General features: G+C 63.7%; 20 protein-coding genes. 9 read left to right on the top strand and 11 right to left on the bottom strand.

From position 1 onward, the window contains the following. Positions 1-88: 88 nt before the first annotated feature. Together DYZ14_RS18075 and DYZ14_RS18070 are read right to left on the bottom strand one after the other, a co-directional pair. Positions 89-691, bottom strand: a complete 603-nt coding sequence (locus DYZ14_RS18075; RefSeq protein ID WP_154721980.1) for a DedA family protein — start codon at positions 689-691, stop codon at positions 89-91. Next, the gene (locus DYZ14_RS18070; protein WP_154721979.1) at positions 688-1,053 is read right to left on the bottom strand and encodes a hypothetical protein; all 366 of its coding nucleotides are present in this window, start codon (positions 1,051-1,053) and stop codon (positions 688-690) included. The genes DYZ14_RS18075 and DYZ14_RS18070 overlap by 4 nt, the downstream gene beginning before the upstream one ends. Positions 1,054-1,163: 110 nt before the next feature. Here DYZ14_RS18070 and ung point away from each other — a divergent pair, with 110 nt between their 5' ends. From ung to DYZ14_RS18040, 6 genes are all read left to right on the top strand, one after another. Next, positions 1,164-1,877: a uracil-DNA glycosylase gene (ung, locus tag DYZ14_RS18065; protein ID WP_154721978.1), complete on the top strand. Its 714-nt coding sequence runs from the start codon at positions 1,164-1,166 to the stop codon at positions 1,875-1,877. 99 nt (positions 1,878-1,976) lie between these two features. Next, positions 1,977-3,263: an NAD(P)/FAD-dependent oxidoreductase gene (locus DYZ14_RS18060; protein ID WP_154721977.1), complete on the top strand. Its 1,287-nt coding sequence runs from the start codon at positions 1,977-1,979 to the stop codon at positions 3,261-3,263. 145 nt (positions 3,264-3,408) lie between these two features. Continuing rightward, positions 3,409-3,798, top strand: coding sequence for a RidA family protein (locus DYZ14_RS18055; RefSeq protein ID WP_115669620.1), 390 nt, complete (start codon positions 3,409-3,411; stop codon positions 3,796-3,798). A gap of 165 nt (positions 3,799-3,963) precedes the next feature. Then, positions 3,964-4,362: a DUF1236 domain-containing protein gene (locus DYZ14_RS18050; RefSeq protein WP_154721976.1), complete on the top strand. Its 399-nt coding sequence runs from the start codon at positions 3,964-3,966 to the stop codon at positions 4,360-4,362. A 90-nt stretch (positions 4,363-4,452) separates the two neighbouring features. Further along, positions 4,453-4,752, top strand: a complete 300-nt coding sequence (locus DYZ14_RS18045) for a hypothetical protein (RefSeq protein WP_154721975.1) — start codon at positions 4,453-4,455, stop codon at positions 4,750-4,752. A gap of 17 nt (positions 4,753-4,769) precedes the next feature. After that, complete coding sequence (locus tag DYZ14_RS18040) at positions 4,770-5,138, top strand: hypothetical protein (RefSeq protein ID WP_154721974.1); 369 nt, start codon at positions 4,770-4,772, stop codon at positions 5,136-5,138. A gap of 65 nt (positions 5,139-5,203) precedes the next feature. Here the strand turns inward: DYZ14_RS18040 and DYZ14_RS18035 are convergent, their stop codons facing one another. The 6 genes from DYZ14_RS18035 to DYZ14_RS18010 all read right to left on the bottom strand — a co-directional run bounded on the left by DYZ14_RS18035 (position 5,204) and on the right by DYZ14_RS18010 (position 11,587). Beyond that, entirely contained in the window at positions 5,204-5,785 is a 582-nt protein-coding gene (locus tag DYZ14_RS18035; protein ID WP_154721973.1) for an NAD(P)H-dependent oxidoreductase, read from the bottom strand. Positions 5,786-5,986: 201 nt separating this feature from the next. Further along, the gene (locus DYZ14_RS18030; protein ID WP_154721972.1) at positions 5,987-7,393 is read right to left on the bottom strand and encodes an FAD-binding oxidoreductase; all 1,407 of its coding nucleotides are present in this window, start codon (positions 7,391-7,393) and stop codon (positions 5,987-5,989) included. A 2-nt stretch (positions 7,394-7,395) separates the two neighbouring features. Next, positions 7,396-8,712: a cytosine deaminase gene (locus DYZ14_RS18025; RefSeq protein WP_154721971.1), complete on the bottom strand. Its 1,317-nt coding sequence runs from the start codon at positions 8,710-8,712 to the stop codon at positions 7,396-7,398. Beyond that, positions 8,712-9,551: an ABC transporter permease gene (locus DYZ14_RS18020; protein WP_154721970.1), complete on the bottom strand. Its 840-nt coding sequence runs from the start codon at positions 9,549-9,551 to the stop codon at positions 8,712-8,714. The genes DYZ14_RS18025 and DYZ14_RS18020 overlap by 1 nt, the downstream gene beginning before the upstream one ends. Next, on the bottom strand, positions 9,551-10,399 hold the full coding sequence (locus tag DYZ14_RS18015; protein ID WP_154721969.1) for an ABC transporter ATP-binding protein: 849 nt from the start codon (positions 10,397-10,399) through the stop codon (positions 9,551-9,553). Before DYZ14_RS18015 ends, DYZ14_RS18020 begins: the two co-directional genes overlap by 1 nt. Positions 10,400-10,573: 174 nt before the next feature. Then, positions 10,574-11,587, bottom strand: coding sequence for an ABC transporter substrate-binding protein (locus DYZ14_RS18010; protein ID WP_154721968.1), 1,014 nt, complete (start codon positions 11,585-11,587; stop codon positions 10,574-10,576). Between the two features lie 185 nt (positions 11,588-11,772). Between DYZ14_RS18010 and DYZ14_RS18005 the strand changes: the two genes are divergently transcribed. Beyond that, positions 11,773-12,762 (top strand): LysR family transcriptional regulator, encoded by a 990-nt coding sequence (locus DYZ14_RS18005; RefSeq protein ID WP_154721967.1) that lies wholly within the window; start codon positions 11,773-11,775, stop codon positions 12,760-12,762. Here the strand turns inward: DYZ14_RS18005 and DYZ14_RS18000 are convergent. Next, positions 12,750-13,547 (bottom strand): creatininase family protein, encoded by a 798-nt coding sequence (locus DYZ14_RS18000; RefSeq protein WP_154721966.1) that lies wholly within the window; start codon positions 13,545-13,547, stop codon positions 12,750-12,752. The two genes, DYZ14_RS18005 and DYZ14_RS18000, sit on opposite strands and share 13 nt — an antisense overlap. Positions 13,548-13,683: 136 nt before the next feature. Continuing rightward, complete coding sequence (locus DYZ14_RS17995) at positions 13,684-14,574, bottom strand: DMT family transporter (RefSeq protein WP_154721965.1); 891 nt, start codon at positions 14,572-14,574, stop codon at positions 13,684-13,686. Between the two features lie 196 nt (positions 14,575-14,770). Here DYZ14_RS17995 and DYZ14_RS17990 point away from each other — a divergent pair, with 196 nt between their 5' ends. Together DYZ14_RS17990 and DYZ14_RS17985 are read left to right on the top strand one after the other, a co-directional pair. Continuing rightward, positions 14,771-16,069: an adenylosuccinate synthase gene (locus DYZ14_RS17990; protein ID WP_115669609.1), complete on the top strand. Its 1,299-nt coding sequence runs from the start codon at positions 14,771-14,773 to the stop codon at positions 16,067-16,069. A gap of 60 nt (positions 16,070-16,129) precedes the next feature. Then, positions 16,130-18,574 (top strand): hypothetical protein, encoded by a 2,445-nt coding sequence (locus DYZ14_RS17985; protein WP_154721964.1) that lies wholly within the window; start codon positions 16,130-16,132, stop codon positions 18,572-18,574. 70 nt (positions 18,575-18,644) lie between these two features. On the opposite strand, the gene DYZ14_RS17980 is transcribed toward DYZ14_RS17985, so the two are convergent. After that, on the bottom strand, positions 18,645-18,743 hold a 99-nt coding region (locus DYZ14_RS17980; RefSeq protein WP_154721963.1), incomplete at its 5' end, for an IS3 family transposase.

The raw sequence follows: 18,743 nt of genomic DNA, 5'->3' as shown, positions 1-18,743 counted from the left end.
GCACCGGCATATGACAGTTCGGCAACCATAGCCTCCCGTCAGACGCGCGCCAAGTCGTGGAGCGGCGCCAGGCGCTTCACGAGCGCCGCTAGGCCTTGCCTTCCTTGTACCGCAGGATGCGGAGGATGCGCCAGCCGAGGTAGAGCGCGATCACGCCGGCGGCGAGGAAACCGCTCAGATCGCCGACGATCTCGGCAATGGTCATGACATTGTCGCTGAAGGTCACGCCGAGGCTGGTATAGCCGCCGACCCAGAAAACTTCGCCGGCCACGCCGTAGAAGGTGAAGCGCGCCCAGGAGAATGCCGTGGCTCCGGCGAGCAGGTTGACATAGGGCCCGAGCGGGGCGAGCAGCCAGCGGGTGAGGAAAACGGCAACAGCGCCACGGGTGTTGATCCGCTCTTGCGCGCTGGCGAGTGCCTGTTGTCGAGCCGGGGTTTTTGCCAACCGCGACACGATGGTGGCGCCGCCCAGCCGGCCGATGGCAAAGCCCGTCTGGTCGCCGAGCACCGCCGCGCCAAGCGCCGTCAAGAAAACCGCGGTCAGGTTGAAGTCGCCGGCGGCGGCGAAGGCACCCATCAGCATCATGACGATCGAGGCCGGAAGCGGCAGGCCAAGGCAGCTCAAGCCGGTGACGGCAGCGAGCAGGGGCAGGCCGTAGATGGGCAGGAGCGCCAGCAACTGATCCGTCATCTGACTTGCTCTTCGGCACGCAGCTGTGCGATCGCGGCCTCGATGTCCTTCTCCAATGCGTCGAGCGGCTGGCCCCGTTCGCGGGCGATCCGCTCGAGCGTCGGCCGTGTCTTCCGGTCCTGATTGTCCGGCGGCTGAAGGTCGAGGAGCTCGATCAAGCGGTCGCGCGGCACCTCGTAGGAATGGGCGATGTAGCCGATCGTCATCCAGCCTTCGAGCGGCTGGTTGCGGTGGGCCGGGTCGCTCCAGTAGAGCACGGAAAGCAGGAAGCGGGCGGCAAAAAACAAGGCGATCAGCGTCGCGCCCAGGAAACCGCCGAGCAGCAGGCGATGGCGCTGCCAAAGTATCGCAAGAGCCGTCACCTGTCGTTCCCCACCGAATTCTCCATGTCGCCCGAGGCCGGACTTGACAGCCGTGGTCTCTGGCTTTCAATCGTCCGCGATCATCTAAACGGAAAAGGCACGTTGCGGCAATGAACGCTTCTGATGTTCGTCTCGAGGAAAGCTGGAAGAGGGTGCTCGGGCCGGAATTCGCAAGTCCTTACATGGGCCAGCTCAGGGAGTTCCTGCTTGCCGAGAAAGGCGACGGCAAGCGTATCTTTCCCAAGGGTGCGGAGTATTTCCGCGCCCTCGACCTGACGCCGCTTTCTCGCGTGCGGGTCGTCATTCTCGGCCAGGACCCCTATCACGGCGCGGGACAGGCCCATGGCTTGTGCTTCAGCGTCAGGCCCGGCGTGCGCATTCCCCCGTCGCTGGTCAACATCTACAAGGAGATGGAGAGCGATCTGGGCATACCGCGCGCGTCCCATGGCTTCCTCGAGAGCTGGGCGCGACAGGGCGTGTTGCTGCTCAACAGCGTGTTGACCGTCGAGGAGGCGCGCGCCGGCGCCCATCAGGGCCGAGGCTGGGAGCGCTTCACCGATGCGGTCATCCGGGCCGTCAACGACGAATGCGACAATGTCGTCTTCATGCTCTGGGGTTCCTATGCGCAGAAGAAAGCGGCTTTCGTCGATGGCAAGCGCCATCTGGTGCTGAAGGCGCCGCATCCCTCGCCGCTATCCGCCCATAACGGCTTTTTCGGTTGCCGGCATTTCTCCAAGGCGAACGAATTCCTCGTTTCGCGGGGGCTCGATCCGATCGATTGGAGACTGCCGGATGCGCCGCTCGGGAACCATCCTGAACTGTAGTCGACCCTCCGTATACTCCCTAAAATTTTATTGATTTTGGCCTTTGCCCGGTCCAGCATGCCCGCTGATTTTTGAAGGCATTTTTCAGGACGTATTGGCATGACCCCGTTGCATTTTTCGCAGCCACTCTGGCGGCGGCCCCCGCGCGCCCTGTTCGCCGGCGAGCCGATATCCTCGCCGGAGCGCGTCGACCTGACCGTCGTCGGCGGCGGCCTGCTGGGGCTTTCGACGGCCTATGCGGCGGCACGTAGGGGCCTTTCTGTGCGGGTGATCGAGGCGCGCGAACTGGGTGAGGGGGCATCCGGCCTGAACGGCGGACAGGTCATTGCCGGCCTGAAACAGGATCCGGACTGGCTGCTGCAGCATTTCGGCCAAACCCGAGGCAGCGCGTTGATCGATTTTGCCGCGGGCGCCGCCGATGCGGTTTTCGACCTGATCCAGACGGAGGGGCTGGACGTCGAACATGTCAGGTCCGGGTGGATTCAGGCCGCCCATACGCCGGCGGCCCTTGCGGCCGCCGAGGAACGCAATCGTCAATGGCGGGCGCGGGGCGCCGATGTGATGCTGTTGAACGGCGCGGAAGTGGCGCTGCTCACCGGGGCGAGCGGCTATCTCGGTGGCTGGCTCGATCGCCGCGGCGGGACCATCGATCCGCTTGCCTTCGTCTTCGAACTGGCACGTCTGGCGACCCAGTCCGGTGCCCGGATCGCCACGGCAACGAGAGCGATCGGGTTGCGGAGCGAGGGGGCGGACTGGCTGGTCGATACCTCGGCTGGATATCCGGTCACATCCCGCTCGGTCGTGGTCGCCACCAATGCCTATTCCGACCGGCTCGTTGCGGGGCTGGCGCGAAGCCTCTTGCCATTGCATTCCTTTCAGATCGCCACCGCGCCCTTGCCGCCGGACCTGCGGGAGACCATCCTGCCGCATGGGCAGGCCGTTTCCGACAGTCGCCGTATCGTGGTCTATTACCGCAAGAGCCCGGACGGCCGCCTGGTGTTGGGCGGGCGTGGCCGGATGGCAGAGCCGAAAAGCGAAGCCGACTGGGTCCATCTGCAAAGGGCGATGGTGCGGCTCTTTCCGGCGCTTGAGGGCGTGACCGTCGAGCACCGCTGGTTCGGTCGCGTGGCGATGACGCCGGACCACTTCCCGCATGTCCATGAACCGGAAAGGGGCCTGCTGGCCGTTGCCGGCTGCCAGGGACGGGGTGTCGGATTGATGACCGCGCTCGGGCCCCGTCTGGTCGATTACATCCAGAGTGGCGATCCGGCTGCCTTGCCGTTTCCACTGACGCCGATCCGCCCAATCCCGTTTCATTCGCTTCGCGCGCTTGGTGTCGGCGTCACGATCGCCTGGTATCGTATGCTGGACGGGTTGGAGGGGTAGCCGATGTTCGGTCGAGTTCGCGGATACGACCCGGGGAGGCAAAGCCTGTCGAGGCGATGATCGGTCGCCGCGGCCTTGCAAGCGCCGTCGCTTGCCGTTTAACTGATTGCACCGTCCACCCGATGTCCAAGGGCCTTTCTTCACGATGAAACGCGTCTTCAATCCGCCATCCGTTCGCCCTCCCTTCGGCCAATATAATCACGGGTTGCTCGTACCGCCGGGCGCGAGCCTTCTGGTGACGTCGGGCCAGTTGGGCATTCGTCCCGATGACAGCATTCCTGACGATGTGACCGGCCAGGCGGAACTGTGCTTCGAGGCGATCAAGGCCATTCTGGAGGAGGCCGGGATGAGCTTTGCCGACGTCGTCCGGATCTCGGGCTTCGTTACACGGCGGGAGGACTTCGCGGCCTATATGGCGGTTCGGGACCGGTACACGCTGGAACCGAAGCCGGTATCGACACTGATCGTGGTCGGTGGCTTCACCCGGCCGGAGTTTCTCGTCGAGGTCGAGGTTACGGCGGCAAAACTCGTCTGAAACGCCCGCATTTGCGGCGTTGAATGCCTGCTGGCGGCTGCTTGCTGGACATTTCCGTGCCGACGCGCGGATTTTCCCCCACCATTCGAAGGGTATTTTCAGGAACAAAAGGGAGCCCCGCAAGTTCTTACGGTCAATGGCACATCAACAAGAAAGGATACCGCCATGAAGACGAAGATTCTTGCAGTTAGCGCCATCGTGCTCGGCTCGATCGCTGTCCCTGCCATCGCCCAGGAAGGCACCGTCACGGGTGCTGCCGGTGGCGCCGTGACTGGCGCGATCGTCGGTGGTCCGGTCGGCGCGGCCGTCGGGGGCGTCGTTGGCGCCATTGCCGGCACTGCCGTTGCTCCGCCGCCGGCCCAGGTCGTGACCTATGTCCGCCAGCAGCCTGTTCCGACCGAAACCGTCGTGATCGAACAGCCGATCGTCGTCGGCAAGCCGATCCCGGAAACGGTCGTGCTGACCCCGGTCGCCGAAGACCCGACCTATTCCTATGCCGTGGTCAACAATCAGCGAGTCATCGTCGACCCGCAGACTCATGTGGTCGTCCAGGTCGTCGAGTAACGATCAATGATGATGCCGGGCGGCGCATAGCTGCCCGGCGGCATCCACCAACATTCTGACATTCTGATAACCCTGATCAAGGAGCGGGCGATGAAAACGTCGGTCCTCGCACTGAGTGCGTTAGTCATCGGTCTTTCCGTCGCCCTTTCGGTGAAGGCCGCAAGTCAATCCAGCGATCGCCCTGAAGAGGCGGTCGTACTCCAGCCGGAGGCGCAAGCCGCAGGATGGAGGGTGGAGGCGGCGCTTCAACAGGAACCGCAGGATGTCGTAACCAATCGGCCGGTCGATGTATTCGCACCGCGTCCGATCCCTGAGAACAGACTGAACATTCGTCGGGTGGGGCCGCGCTTTTTCCCCGATCCGACCCACGCGCTCGATCTCGGGCGCTGAAACCGAGGAGACCTGACATGACCGATTATCAGACCAACACCACCCGTCCCGTCCATCCGCAGGATCCGAGAACCCCGGCGGACCGTGGAGCGACGGTCGTCAACAATGACCGCAGCAGCGGTGCCGGCTGGGCTGTCGCCCTTCTGGTTGCCGTCGCACTCGGCATCGGCGCCGTCTTCATGTTCACCGATTTCTCCCTGAACGGCGATTCGGTTGACGTAGACGTCACCGCTCCTACCAGCTCGGCACCGGCTGATCCTGCCCCCGCGACCGATGCCGCTCCGGCTCCGGCTGCCCCGGCAACGCCGGCTCCTTCGACCGATGCCGCTCCGGCTGCCCCGGCCGCTCCTGCTCCGTCCACGACCCCCGCACCGGCTGGCCAGTAACCCCCTCGCTGCCCAGCTTCGTGCAAAAGGCCGGCTCCCCATGAGGGGGGCCGGCTTTTTCATGATCAGAAGTCTTCCATGACCTTGCGGACGCGGGCGAGAAAAGCCGCTCGTGTCTCCTCGGTGCAGTTGTTCATGTCGTAGTGGGCGAGATATTTCACCGGCGCGCCGATCTTGATCTGTGCGCGCAGCACGCGGGTGACGATCTTCTTCGGTGGATTGCCGACCAGAAAGGCGCGCCAGGGCGTCGCACCATAGGTCATCACCGCGGCCAGCTTCCGGATGTGGCGCAGCGTCGGCGTCAGCTTGCCGTCCTCCAGGTCGAACGACACGCCCTTGACCCAGACGCGATCGAAATAGCCCTTGAGCATGGCGGGGAAACCGAAGTTCCACACCGGGGTGACGATGACGAGGGCTTCCGCCGCCTTCAGCCGCTCGACATGGGATTTCACCAGGACGGTGTTTTCCGGATAGTCGTGGTAGACGGTGCGGTCGTGGGCGGAGAGGACGGGGTCGAAACCTTCCTCATAGAGATTGCAGCCATCGACCTCGTGGCCCGCCTTGGTCAGGCTCTCGCAGGTCTGGCGATAGAGCGCCCGGCCATAGCTTTCGTCGAGCGGATGGGAATGCAGGACAAGTACGCGCATCGTGTTGAAAAGCTCCATGTCGTGGCCCGGCACCGAATGCCGCCGAGCGTTGAGTGAAAATTTTCCGCGCCGTTTGTCCCGATGATCAGCGGCCCGCCGCCATAGCCGGGCCTTTGACCACCATGGTCGTTTCCATGCGTCGAGGCCGTTTGTCAGCCCCGATCGGGAGTACCTTCGGATGTTCTGTCTGTCGTGGCGGTATCAGGTCTCCATGAATGCCTGGAGACCGGGGAAGAGGTAGTTCTTGCCGGCCTTGAAGTCGAAATCGGGATTGTCCCAGGCGATCATCTTGCCGGGGTTCAGGAGGCCCTTCGGATCGGTTTCCTTCTTGAAGGCGAGCTGAACCGTGTCCGTCTGCTTCATGCCGCCTTCCTCCAGCGTGTAGCGGTGCGGGTTGAAGATCGGGCAACCGTTGTCCTCGTGGATCCTGATGATCTCTTCGAGCCGTTCCGGCGTGGTGTAGCGCACCAGCGGCAGGCCCGAGCACTGGATCGCGCCGTCGAACTTGATGAACTCGAGGTGGCCGATCACCTCGTCGCCGAAGATCTCCACCATTCTGCCGACCTTCTCGACATGGTCCGGACCGGGATACTGGACCTGCAGATAGGTGAAGCCCGGATCGAGTTTCAGGGCGCGCAGCGTGGTGTGGTTCCAGGCCAGTTCATAGGCATGCGGTATGCCCTTCATGCTGTCGACCGTGTCGGAGCGGAAACGGATTTCCCCCTTCATCTTCTCGACATAGGCGGCGAAGGGTTCCATCGAATGCGGGGCAACCATCAGCACCACGACCGACTGGCCTTCCTTCAGCCAGGGCTTGTGGCGGGTGAAATACTCAAAAGGCACGGGGGCGGCAATCGGCGCGACTTCCTTCAGAAGAATGCCGTTGCGATGGGTGAGCGCATCGGCGAAACGCACTGCATCCATGAAGTCGTCATAGCCGACGATGACGTCGACCCAGTCGTAAGCCGGGGCGAGCGGCATCTCGACTTCGGTGATGATGCCGTTGGTACCATAGGCGTGGGAAACCTTCTGCAGGTCCCAGGCCGAAAGTTCGAGCACGCGCGGTTCCGCTTCCATGGTCACGACGCGCAGGCGCAGGATGTTGCCGAGGTCGCGCAAGCCGCCCCAGGTGATCGAGCCGACGCCGCCGGAGCCGCCGGCGATGAAGCCGGCGATCGTCGCGGTCTGGGCGGTCGAGGGATGAAAGCGCAGCTCCTGGCCGGAATGGGCCTTGGTCTCCTTGTCGAGTTCGGAGACGATGACGCCCGGTTCGCAGATCACCCGACCCGGATGGATCGCCTTGATCTTGTTCATGTTCATCAGGTTCAGGATGATCCCGCCGGAGAGCGGCATGGCCTGGCCGTAATTGCCGGTGCCGCCACCGCGCGGCGTGACCGGCACGCCGTGGGCGTAAGCCACCTTCAGCGTACGGATGACTTCCTCTTCGCTCTTCGGCGAGACGACGAGGTCTCCGACGACATTGTCGAGCTGGGCCTTGAGGATCGGCGAGTACCAATAGAAGTCGCGGCTCTTCTGTTTGACGAGCGCCGGATTGTCTTCGACCGCAATGCCTTCGAGTTCCTTTTTGATCTGCTGGTAGTCGGCCATGGTCAGTCTTTCATCAGCGGGTCAAGGTCACGGTAATCCGGCAGGCTGCGGTCGATGCCCTTGCCATTCCGCACGATGATGCGGTCAGCCTGCGGACGGGAAAGGAATTCGCTCCAGCGTCGCGCCGAAAACAGCACGAGGTCGGCGGGAAGGCCGGCGGCGATGCGCCCGCGGTCGGCACGGCCGACAATGTCGGCGGGCGTCCGCGTGACGACGCGCGCGGCCTCGTCGAGCGGATGGTCGAGATGGAGGATGCGCACCCCTTCGCGGAACACCTCGACCGGATCGAGGTCGCCATAGGCGTAGAACGGGTCGCGGGTATTGTCGGAGGAGATCGCGGTCGGGATGCCGGCCGCCGCCAGTTCGTGGAACAGCGTCACGCCGCGATAGCGCGGCGTGCGGTTCGGCGCCCGGTCCTGCAGGTACATGTTGCACATCGGCAGCGAGACGACGGAAAGCCCGGCCTTTGCCACGACATCGATCGTCGCCTTGGCCAGCTCGTCGTTCTGGCGGGCGAGCGAGCAGCAGTGACCGACGGTAACGGCGCCTTCGAATCCGTTGCGGATCTTTGCCTCGGCGATGGTCTTCAAGGTCAGGACCTCGTGGTCCTGGGTCTCGTCGACGTGGAGGTCGATGTCCAGCCCACGCTCGGAAGCGGTGCGGAACAGCTTGTCGAGGCGGGTTTCGAGATCCGGCATCAGGTAGGTCACGCCGCCGAGCAGGCCGCCATGGCTTGCGACCACGTCGGTCAGGTCGCCGAAGAAGGCCTCGTCGGTGATCATGTCGAGCGGGAAGAGGGCGACGGCCTGGAGGGTGATCCTGTCCTTCCAGGCATCGCGCAGTTCGGAGAAGACCTCGAAGGAAATGCGATGTTGCGGCGGCAGACTGTCGAGATGGGTGCGGATCAGGCCGGTGCCGTGGGCATAGGCGGTCTTTAGCGAAAACTCCATGCGGGCACGCACGTCGGCTGCCGACCAGCAGGCCTCACGGTCGCTGCGCACGGCGTCGAGCGCACCGACGAAATCGCCGGTCGGGTTGGGTCGGCGGTCCCAGATATGGCCCTTGTCGAGATGGGTGTGCATGTCGGCGAAGCATGGCCATGCCATGCCCTGTGCGAGGTCCGTGGCCGGCATATCCGTCGGCGTGGAGCCGGCGGGCAGGATCGCTTCGATCTTGCCGTCGGCAATAACGATATCCGCATCGATCAGACCTTCGCGGCCGCTCGGCCCGGCAAAGCCATCGACGGTGATGGCCGGCAGCGTGGCGTTCGTCAGGACATAGCGGTCGGCGGTGGGCAGGGATAAGGCGGGAAAGGGCATCAGTTTTCTCTCTTGAGGCTGCTTTCGTGCCAGCGATGCAGGGCGAGCCAGGACAGGAAGGAGGTGATCGCGAAGATCAGGACGCCGAGGCAGGACAGCAGGAAGAGGGCCGCGAAGAGGCGGGGGATGTTCAGTCGATACTGTGCCTCCAGCAGGCGGAAGGCGAGGCCCGAGCCGGCGCCGGCCGAGCCCGCGGCAAATTCGGCGACCACGGCGGCGATCAGGGCAAGGCCGCCGCCGATGCGAAGCCCCGTCATGAAATAGGGAAGCGAGGCGGGGAGCTTAAGGTAGAGCAGCGTCTGGAGCCGTGTCGCGCCATAGAGGTCGAAGAGGTTCAAGAGGTTGTGGTCGACGCTTTTGAGGCCCTGCACCATGTTCGACAGGATCGGGAAGAAGGCGACGAGGAAGGCGCAGATCAGGAGCGCGACCTGGGTCGATGGCGCGTAGATCAGGATCAGCGGGGCGATCGCGACGATCGGGGTCACCTGAAGGATGACGGTGATGGGATAAAAGGCGAGCTCGATCCAGCGCGACTGGACGAGGAAGATGGCGATACCGACACCGCCGATCAGCGCCAGCGCCAGCGAGGCAAGGGTGATCTTGGTCGTGACCCAGAGTGCCGGCGCCAGTGTTCCCCAGTCCGTGACGAGCGCGGTGCCCGCGGCAATCGGGCTCGGGAGGATGTATTGCGGAACGCCGGACAGGACGACGCCGATCTGCCAGGCGGACAGAAGCGTGAAGACCACGATAATCGGCACGATGATCTTCAACAGCGTGTCGCGCGAACGGGAGGCTGCGACGGGTTTGGCCGCGATCGGGGAGGAGGGGCTCGTAACCATCAGTGTGCGTCCTCTCCGTCCATGGCTTCCAGCAGTGTTTCCGAAACGGTCTCGCAGGCCTGGCGATATTCTTCCGAGGTGCGGTAGTGCGCGTCGCGCTCCAGACTGGTGTGCAGCGCAAAGTCGGCATGGACCCGGCCGGGCCGCGACTTCATCACGACGATGCGGCTCGACAGATAGGCGCTCTCGAAAACGGAATGCGTGACGAAGACGACGGTGATGCCGGTCTCTTTCCACAGGCGCAGAACGTCGTCGTTGAGCTTTTGCCGCGTGATTTCGTCAAGCGCCGCGAAGGGTTCGTCCATCAAAAGCAGCTTCGGCCGGGTGACCAGCGCGCGGGCGATCGAGACGCGCATCTTCATGCCGCCGGAGAGTTCGCGCGGATAGGCCTCGGCGAAATCCTCAAGGCCAACGGTCGCAAGCGTCGCCATGATCTCGTCGCGCGCCGCGGCCTTGGAAATGCCCTTGAGCTTCAACGGCAGGTGGACATTGCCGAACACCGTCTGCCACGGCATCAGCGTCGGTTCCTGGAAGACGAAGGAAATGTCGCCTTCGGGCAGGCCCTTGGAATTGATGCGCGAGCTTGGCCAGTCGATCATACCGGTCGAGACGTCGCCCAGTCCGGCGATGATCCTGAGCGCCGTCGACTTGCCGCAGCCGGAGGGGCCGAGCAGGCTGACGAACTCGCCGCCATTGACGGTGAGCGACATGTCGGAGAGGGCCACGGTGCCGCTGGAAAAGACTTTCGTCACCTGGTCCATGACGACGAGCGGCCGGTGCCGCGCGTCGGTCGGCGATGCGCCGTTCTGGGCGGAGGAGGTTGCCGTCTCGGCGTCTGGAGATGTCATTTCGGGCCTTGATTGCTTCTTGTTGGTCGGGATCGGCGCATTCCCGCTTCTCCCCATCGGGGAGAAGGTGGTCCGAAGGACCGGATGAGGGGGGCGTCAGCAAGGCCTCCGGCCTCCCCCTCATCGCCTTGCATCCGCTCGGCCCTTCTCCCCGCGGGGGAGAAGGGGGCGGTGTCACTTCTTCAGGGCCATTCCGACGCCCTTGCAGACGTACTTTGTGGTGAAGGCCTTGGTGTAGTCGAGGTCGGCGGTCTGGACGCCGATCGAGACCATGTCGTCGAAGAACTTCTTGTAACGCTCCTCGGTCATGCAGCCGATGCCCTTGTCGAGCGCTTCGCCGGATTCGACGATGCCGTATTCCTTCATCTTGGCGATGGAATACTCGATCTGGCCATCCGTCATTTCCGGATTGTCCTTCTTGATCATATCGTTGGCGGCCTTGTTGTCGCCGTGGAGATAATTGTACCAACCCTCGATCGAGGCATCGACGAAGCGCTGGACCAGGTCGGACTTGGTCTCGACCATAGTGGCGGTGGTGGTGATCATCGTCGAATAGGGGTTGTAGCCGTTGTCGGCGAGCAGGAAGACCTTCGGTGCCCAGCCGGCCTGCTTCTCGATCTCATAGGGTTCCGAGGTCAGGTAGCCCTGCTGGGCCGACTTCGGATCGGCGATGAACGGCGCCGGGTTGAAGGTGTATGGCTTGTACTGCTCGTCCTTGAAGCCTGGATAGTTCTTCTTCATCCACTCGAAATAGGTGACGTAGCCGTCCTTGCCCATGAAGATCGCATCGAGCTTGGCGAGGTCGGCGAAGGTCTCTATGCCCTGGTCGGGATGGGCGAGCAGGACCTGCGGATCCTTCTGAAAGATCGCGGCGACGTCGACCAGCGGAATGCCCTGCTTGACGGCATCCATCTCGCCGAGCGGGCTGCCCATGTAGAAATCGACCTTGCCGGCGATCAGCAACGCGCGATTGGCGGCGTTCGGGCCGCCCTGGACGATGGTGACCTTGAGTCCGTGCTTTTCATAGGTGCCGTCGGCGACGGCCTGGTAGAAACCGCCATGTTCGGCCTGGGCGAGCCAGTTGGTGCCGTAGCTGACCTCGTCGAGGGCATAGGCCTGCTGTGCCGAAAGCGCCGTTCCGAGCCCGAGAAGGGCGAGGAAGGTGGTCTTGCTGAGAGTGTCGCGCATGTCGATCGAGTTCCCCTGTCCATTCGCCGAAGCTCCGCCATTGGGCTCCGTTTTCCATATTTGAGCGGTTGCCTTGCGCTTTGAAAAGCATCAAAATTCGTCCGCATTGATGCCTTTTTTGCACCGCTGTGCAGGTTGATGCCCAATTTATGCTATTCGATTAAAAATTATGCAATGGTGACCCGGTGCTTCATTCCCGAAAGCTTCAATACATCAATGAAATCGTCCGCTGCGGCTCGATCCGCAAGGCGGCGGCGCGGCTCAACGTCGCCTCGTCGGCGGTCAACCGGCAGATCCTGGCGCTCGAAGATGAACTCGGGGCGCCGATCTTCGAGCGGCTGCCGCGCGGTCTTCGCCTGACGGCTGCCGGCGAGCTGTGCGTAGAGCATATCCGCGACGTGCTGAAGAACTACGAAAAGCTCGAATCCCGCATTCGCGGCCTGAAAATGCCGCAGGCCGGCAAGGTGACGCTGGTGACGACGGTGGGCCTGGCCGCTGGTCCCCTGCCGCAAATCCTGGCGCGCTTTCTCGAATCGCACCCGCGGGTCCGCATCCAGTTGCGCAATGACGGCGGTTCGACGACCATAAACCCGGTGCTGACCGGCGAGGTCGACATCGGCCTAGGCTTCAACATCCCAGCGACCCCCGGCATTCGCACGCTTGCCAATTTCGATGTGCCGGTCGGCGTCGTGCTGCCGCCCGGCCATCCGCTGTCGCACGAGGCGGGACCGATCGATCTCGCCGATGTGGTGCAGGAAAAGCTGGTGCTGGCGCAGTCGGGCACCAGCCTGCGCAACATCATCGACCTGGCGCTCGCACCGGTGCCGCTGCCGGTCGAGCCGGTGCTGGAGACGAATTCATCCGAATTGATGAAGCAACTGGTCAAATGCGGGGTGGGGCTGACGCTGCTCAATCCGCTTGACGTGATCAGCGAGTGCCGGGCCGGGGAACTGGTCTTCCGTCCGCTGCTCGAGGGCCAGTTGCGCCACCAGCCGATGAAGCTCTTTGCCCGGGCGCGGGCGCCGCTCGATGCGGCGACCAGCCTGTTCGTCGAGTATCTGATGCAGGAATTGGTGGGTCTGGTGCACGAACTGCAGGGCAAGGGCCATATACCGGCGGGCGAGAAGCCGGGCGAGCGGGCCCTTGCGATGCGCGACGAAGATCAGCGCGAATAGAGATTGGCCAGCGGATAGCGCGTCAGGTCGCGCAAGAGTTCTATGAAGCCCGCGATTTGGTGCCTGCAGATCGCCGCACCCTTTTCCGCCGTGCCCTTCGAGGCATCGCCGACCACGCCGTTCGGGTTGAGGTCGTGCGCGATCCAGGCCAGCGAATGCGGCGGCAGCGGGGTCAGGTATTTCGAACTGGCCTTCATCTCCTCGGCGCGCGAGACGAAATTCCCGGCCTTGTCCATGCGCACCAGATCCGGGCGGAAATGGAGCATCAGCGAGGTCTCGACCTCGCCGCCATGGATGCCGTATCGGGTCTCGTGTTCCGAGATCATGCCGTCCGGATTGCCGAAGCGGCCCCACTGGGTGGAGACCACGGCCATCTGGTGGCGCACCCTGAGTTCGCGGGCGACGATGCTCATCACGTCGACATTGCCGCCATGCGAGTTGACGATGACCATCTTGCGGATGCCGGCCTCGGCCACCTTGGAGCCGATCGCGGTCCAGGCGGGGATCAGGATCTCCGGGCCGAAGGACAGCGTGCCGGGGCCGTAAATGTGCTCGTTGGCCTTGCCGATTTCCTGGGTCGGCAGGACGAGGAAATCGAGATCGTCCGGACGCTGGTTCTTCAATTCGGCGAGCATGCCGTTGGCAATTGCGACGTCGGTGGCGATCGGCAGATGGGGGCCGTGCTGCTCGGTCGAGGCGATCGGCAGTATGGCGATGGTGGTGTCGGGGGAAAGCCCGGCGAAGTCGGCAGTGTTCAGTTCGTTCCAGAAGAATGGCTTGGCCATGGTCGGCTCCCTCGCAAGTATCAGGAGAATCGATAGGACACTTGGGTGGGCTTGGAAAAGCACCATATTGCGTGCAGGGTGCTGCCTTAAAGCGAGCGGTAGCTTGCGGTCGGCACCAGGTCTTGCGCGAAGCGCGTCAGGCGGTCGGTCTGGGCTTGCCCCATTCGGCAATGGCGATACCGCCGAGAACCAGCGAAAGCGCGATCAGGTGCAGCGGCTGAAGCGCCTCTCCGATCACCGCGAGTGACAAAAGCGTGCCAAATACCGGGACGAGATTGATGAACAGGCCCGCCCGGTTGGCGCCGATGCCCTCGACGCCCAGCACATAGAAGACCTGCGAAATCAGCGAGGGGAACAGGGCGGCATAGGCGATCATGCCCATTCCGGCGAGATCCGGCAGGATCATCGTGCCATTGGCCTCTTCCCAAAGAACGAGCGGCAGGCCGGTCAGCGCGCCGCCCAGCGCGGAGGCGGCCATCAGGCTCTTCCAGTGGATCGCCGGCTTCCAGCGCAACGCGATCGTATAAATGGCATAGGCGGCAACCGCGAGCAGCAGCAGCGCATCGCCGAAATTAAGCGCCAGCGACAGCAGCACATCAAGATCGCCACGGGTTGCGGTCAGCGCCACGCCGACGAAGCTGATGGCGAAGCCGAGGATCTGGACCGCGGAGACCGGGATGCGGAACAGCAGGAAGTTCAGGATGAAGATCAGCACCGGAATGCCGCCCTGCTCGATCGCGCCGTTGACCGCGCTGGTGTATTTGAGGGCGGTATAGAGAAAGCCGTTGAAGGCGGTATAGCCGATCGCGCCATAGCCGAGCAGCAGCAGCCAGTGGCGCTTCAGTTCGGGCCAGTCCTTTTTCAGTTGCGGCACCGAGATCGAACAGATGATGATCAGCGCGATGGACCAGCGCGAAAAATTGAGCACCATCGGGCTGACATGGCCGACGGCCAGCTTGCCCACCACGGTGTTTCCGCCCCAAAAAAGCGTTGCAACGGTCAGAAAGAAATAGGCTCTGAGAAGCACAGGATTGCACCGGGAGGTTGGGCGGGAGGGCGCGCTAAGGCTTTGATCCGCCGGATCAGATAGGCGAGGAGCAGCGTTTTGTCACGCAAAAAGCCGATTTCGCCCGCATAACGAGTCGATTTCACAAAAACAACACAGTATAGATGCGCGGGTTTGGATAAGGCGCAGTCTGTTGCGCGATAGACAGGATTTCGAAATGACGAATGTCGTGGTTGTGGGTTCGCAGTGGGGTGACGAGGGCAAGGGCAAGATTGTCGACTGGCTCTCCGAACGGGCGGATATCGTCGTCCGGTTCCAGGGCGGCCACAATGCCGGCCATACGCTGGTGATCGACGGCATCAGCTACAAGCTGTCTCTGCTGCCCTCGGGCGTCGTTCGGCCCGGCAAGAAGGCCGTGATCGGCAATGGCGTCGTCGTCGATCCGCATGCGCTGATCGCCGAGATCGGCCGCCTCAAGGATCAGGGCGTCGAGGTGACGCCGGACAATCTGCGAATCGCCGAGAACGCCACGCTGATCCTGTCGCTGCACCGCGAACTCGACGGCATGCGCGAAGATGCGGCCACCAATAGCGGCACAAAGATCGGCACCACCCGTCGCGGCATCGGCCCGGCCTATGAGGACAAGGTCGGCCGTCGTGCGATTCGCGTCATGGACCTCGCCGATCTCGACGCGCTCGAAGGCAAGGTCGAACGTATCCTGACTCACCACAATGCGCTTCGCCGCGGTTTCGGCGCGCCCGAGGTCGAACACAAGACGATCATGGAGGAGCTGACCTCAATCGCCGATCGCGTCCTGCCGTTCATGGATTCGGTCTGGGTTCTGCTCGACAAGGAGCGCCGCAAGGGCTCGCGCATCCTGTTCGAAGGCGCGCAGGGCTCGCTGCTCGACATCGATCACGGCACCTATCCCTTCGTCACCTCGTCGAACACCGTCGCCGGCCAGGCCGCTGCCGGTTCCGGTATGGGGCCGGGCTCGCTCGGCTATATCCTCGGCATCACCAAGGCCTATACGACCCGCGTCGGCGAAGGCCCGTTCCCGACCGAACTGACCGACGAAATCGGCCAGTTCCTCGGCGAAAAAGGCCATGAGTTCGGCACCGTCACCGGCCGCAAGCGTCGCTGCGGCTGGTTCGATGCCGCGCTGGTTCGCCAGTCGGTAGCGACCAACGGCATCACCGGCATCGCGCTCACCAAGCTCGACGTTCTCGATGGCCTCGACGAATTGAAGATCTGCGTCGGCTACAAGCTCGACGGCCAGGAAATCGATTATCTGCCGGCCGCCCAGGCGGCGCAGGCGCGGGTCGAGCCGATCTACATCACGCTCGAAGGCTGGAAGGAATCGACTGTCGGTGCCCGCAAATGGGCGGATCTTCCGGCCCAGGCGATCAAGTATGTCCGTCAGGTCGAGGAGTTGATCGGTGCGCCTGTGGCGCTGCTTTCCACCAGCCCCGAGCGCGACGACACCATACTTGTGACTGATCCATTTGAAGACTAAGCTTGGATTTCGTTAAGCTTTTGCCAGCCGGCGCGCGCCGGCGACAACGAGAAAGTGCTGATGGCTGACTTCATTGCGGTTATCCGGCGTGCCGTGGACGGCCTGTCGAACAATACACCTGAGATGCGTGCCAAGGTCTATGACAAGGCACGCAGCGCCGTGCTGCGGCAGCTGGAGAACATGAACCCGCGACCGCCGGAGCAGATGCTGCAGCGGCAGCTGGCGAAGCTGGACGCCGCGATCCTCGAGGTCGAGGCGGAGCATGCCGAAGCCTTGCCGGACGATGAGGCCGCCGCAACCTTCGAGGAGGCGATGACGCCTCAGCCTGCCATCGCGCAGGACTGGCAGGAGCCGGCGGCCGAGCAGGCAGAAGAGGCCGCAGTCGAGCCCGAACGGCCGGTTGAAACAGCGTCCGAGGCATGGCAGGCAGAAGCGGCCCCGGCAGAGCCCGATCCTTGGGCGGCGCCTGCCGAACCCGAACAGGCGGCGCCCGAAGAGGCCGAGCCGGAAGACCATGCGGAAGCCGAACGGCGCTTCGAGGCGGAACAGGTGGAGCCGTCCCCGGAAATTGCCGAGGTGGCACCCGAACTTCAGCCCGCGCCCGAGCCTCAGCCAGCGCATGTGTTCGAACCGGCGCCTCAGGAAGAGCCCGTTCGATGGGCCGAGGAGCCGGTCGAGGCCGTCGAGGCGCTCGCACCGGCCGCGTTCCCGGCCTATTCGGACGCCGATCGCGATGTCGTTTCGACGGTCGAGCCGGAGCAAGGCTATGCCGCTCCGGTTACCGCGGAAGAACCGGAAGAGTATCGCGAGAGCCAGCGCGCAGCCGAAGCCCAGGCCGAAGTGCTTGAGACGGAGGCGGAAACGCCAGCGGTTGAGGTTGCGCCCACGGTTCCCTCCTATAACCGGCTGGTCGAAATCCCGGTAACGGGCGAAGACGACTGGATGCCCAGGCGCGCGGCGGATGCCGGTGCCGAACAGGATCAGGCGGTGGCGCCAGAGCCGGAAGCGGCAACGGTGCAGCCGGCGGCGTACGAGCCGTGGGAGCTTCCCGCGGACGCATCCTGGCGCAGCGAACCGGCTCGACCGGCCGACGCCGACGCGCTTGCCACACCGTCCGGCGATGTGACTGGCGTGAAGTCCGAGCCTGCGGCACCGGGGACGCTCGACGCCCTCGACTGGGACAGCACGGCCTATGCTCTGCCGTCCGCGGGGGCCAAGGACGGCCCATCCACGGACATGCCGGTGGCGAGCGACGATTTTTCCGACTGGTTCGCCGATTATGACAAGCCGAAGGAAACTGCGGCCGATGAGGGTGCGGCCGCTGTCGTGCCGGTCGCCGACACGGTCATTCGGCCGCAGCCTGTGACTGCGGACGCAGCGCCGGCGTCAAGCAGCGTGGAGGACGTCGACGCCTTCCTCGCCGAAACCCAGCAGCGTGCCTATCGCATCGAGCCCAAGGAGCGGCGCAATTATGCACCGGTCGTGCTCGGCCTTTTGGGTGTCGCTCTGGTCGCAGGCGGCGGCTTTGCCGCCTGGACCTATCGCGATCAGATCACCCAATATGTCAGCGGCCTGACGGACACCGTGCCGGCCACGGTCAACGAACAACCGGCGCCCGAAGCGGGCAATGGTGCGGAGACGGCAACGGGCACGCCCGCGCCGGCCGCCGAGACGGGTCAACCGACCAATGGTGCTGCGGACGACGGATCGGTCGCCGGACAGAAGTTCACCCAGCGCCTCATGCCGGACGGAACGGAAGTCGACGAAGGCGCCGGCACGACCGCTGCGGGTGGTCCGTCGAGCGAAGGCAAATCGGTTTCCGAGCAGAATGTCGCCTCGACCGTGGAGCCGACCGACCAGCCGGCGGTTGGAACCAATGCCGGGGTTGCACAGCCGGCCACACCGACCACCACGGCTCCCTCCACCGGCGACAGCGTGGCGCCGGCCGCGAACGGTGAGCGGGCCTTCCTCTATGAGGAACGTCTCGGCCAGACCACGCCGACCGCCGTGCCCGGCACGATCGCCTGGAGCGCGCTGCGCGAAACCGGCGAGGACGGCAAGCCCAATCCAGAGATCCAGGGCAAGATCACTATTCCGGATCGCGGCTTGACCGCGCTGATCACCATCAAGCGCAACACCGACAGCTCGCTGCCGGCCAGCCATCTGATCGAGGTGGTATTCTCCGTGCCGCCGGATTTCGAAGGTGGGGCGGTGGACAAGCTGGAGCGTATCGCCATGAAGCGGACGGAGCAGGATCGCGGCGATCCGCTCGTCGCCGTCGCGGCCAAGGTCACCGACGACACCTATCTGGTGGCGCTCAACGACTTCGAGGACATCATGAAGGCCAATCTCGACCTTCTGGCGACCCGTGGCTGGATCGATATCCCGATCAGCTATCGCAACGGCCGCCGCGCCTTGCTGACGCTCGACAAGGGCGCCGCGGGCGTTGCTGTCTTCGACCAGGTGATGAAGGAATGGACGGCACTGGGCGGGCCCGGCAACTGACCGTCCGTCCCTGAAGCTCAAAAACAAAAACCCGGATCGGCAGTGAACTGACCCCATAAATTTGGACGGTTCATTGGCTGGAATGATTTAAGGGCTGGGTCCTGTATTGCACAGGGCTCAGCCCTTTCAGTTTCATCCGGATTCGATCATTGTTGTAGTAGCGGATGTA

It is taken from the genome of Ciceribacter sp. T2.26MG-112.2, from assembly GCF_900492205.1.
Classification (GTDB): domain Bacteria; phylum Pseudomonadota; class Alphaproteobacteria; order Rhizobiales; family Rhizobiaceae; genus Allorhizobium; species Allorhizobium naphthalenivorans_A.
This window is presented reverse-complemented; position numbering and strand designations above follow the sequence as displayed.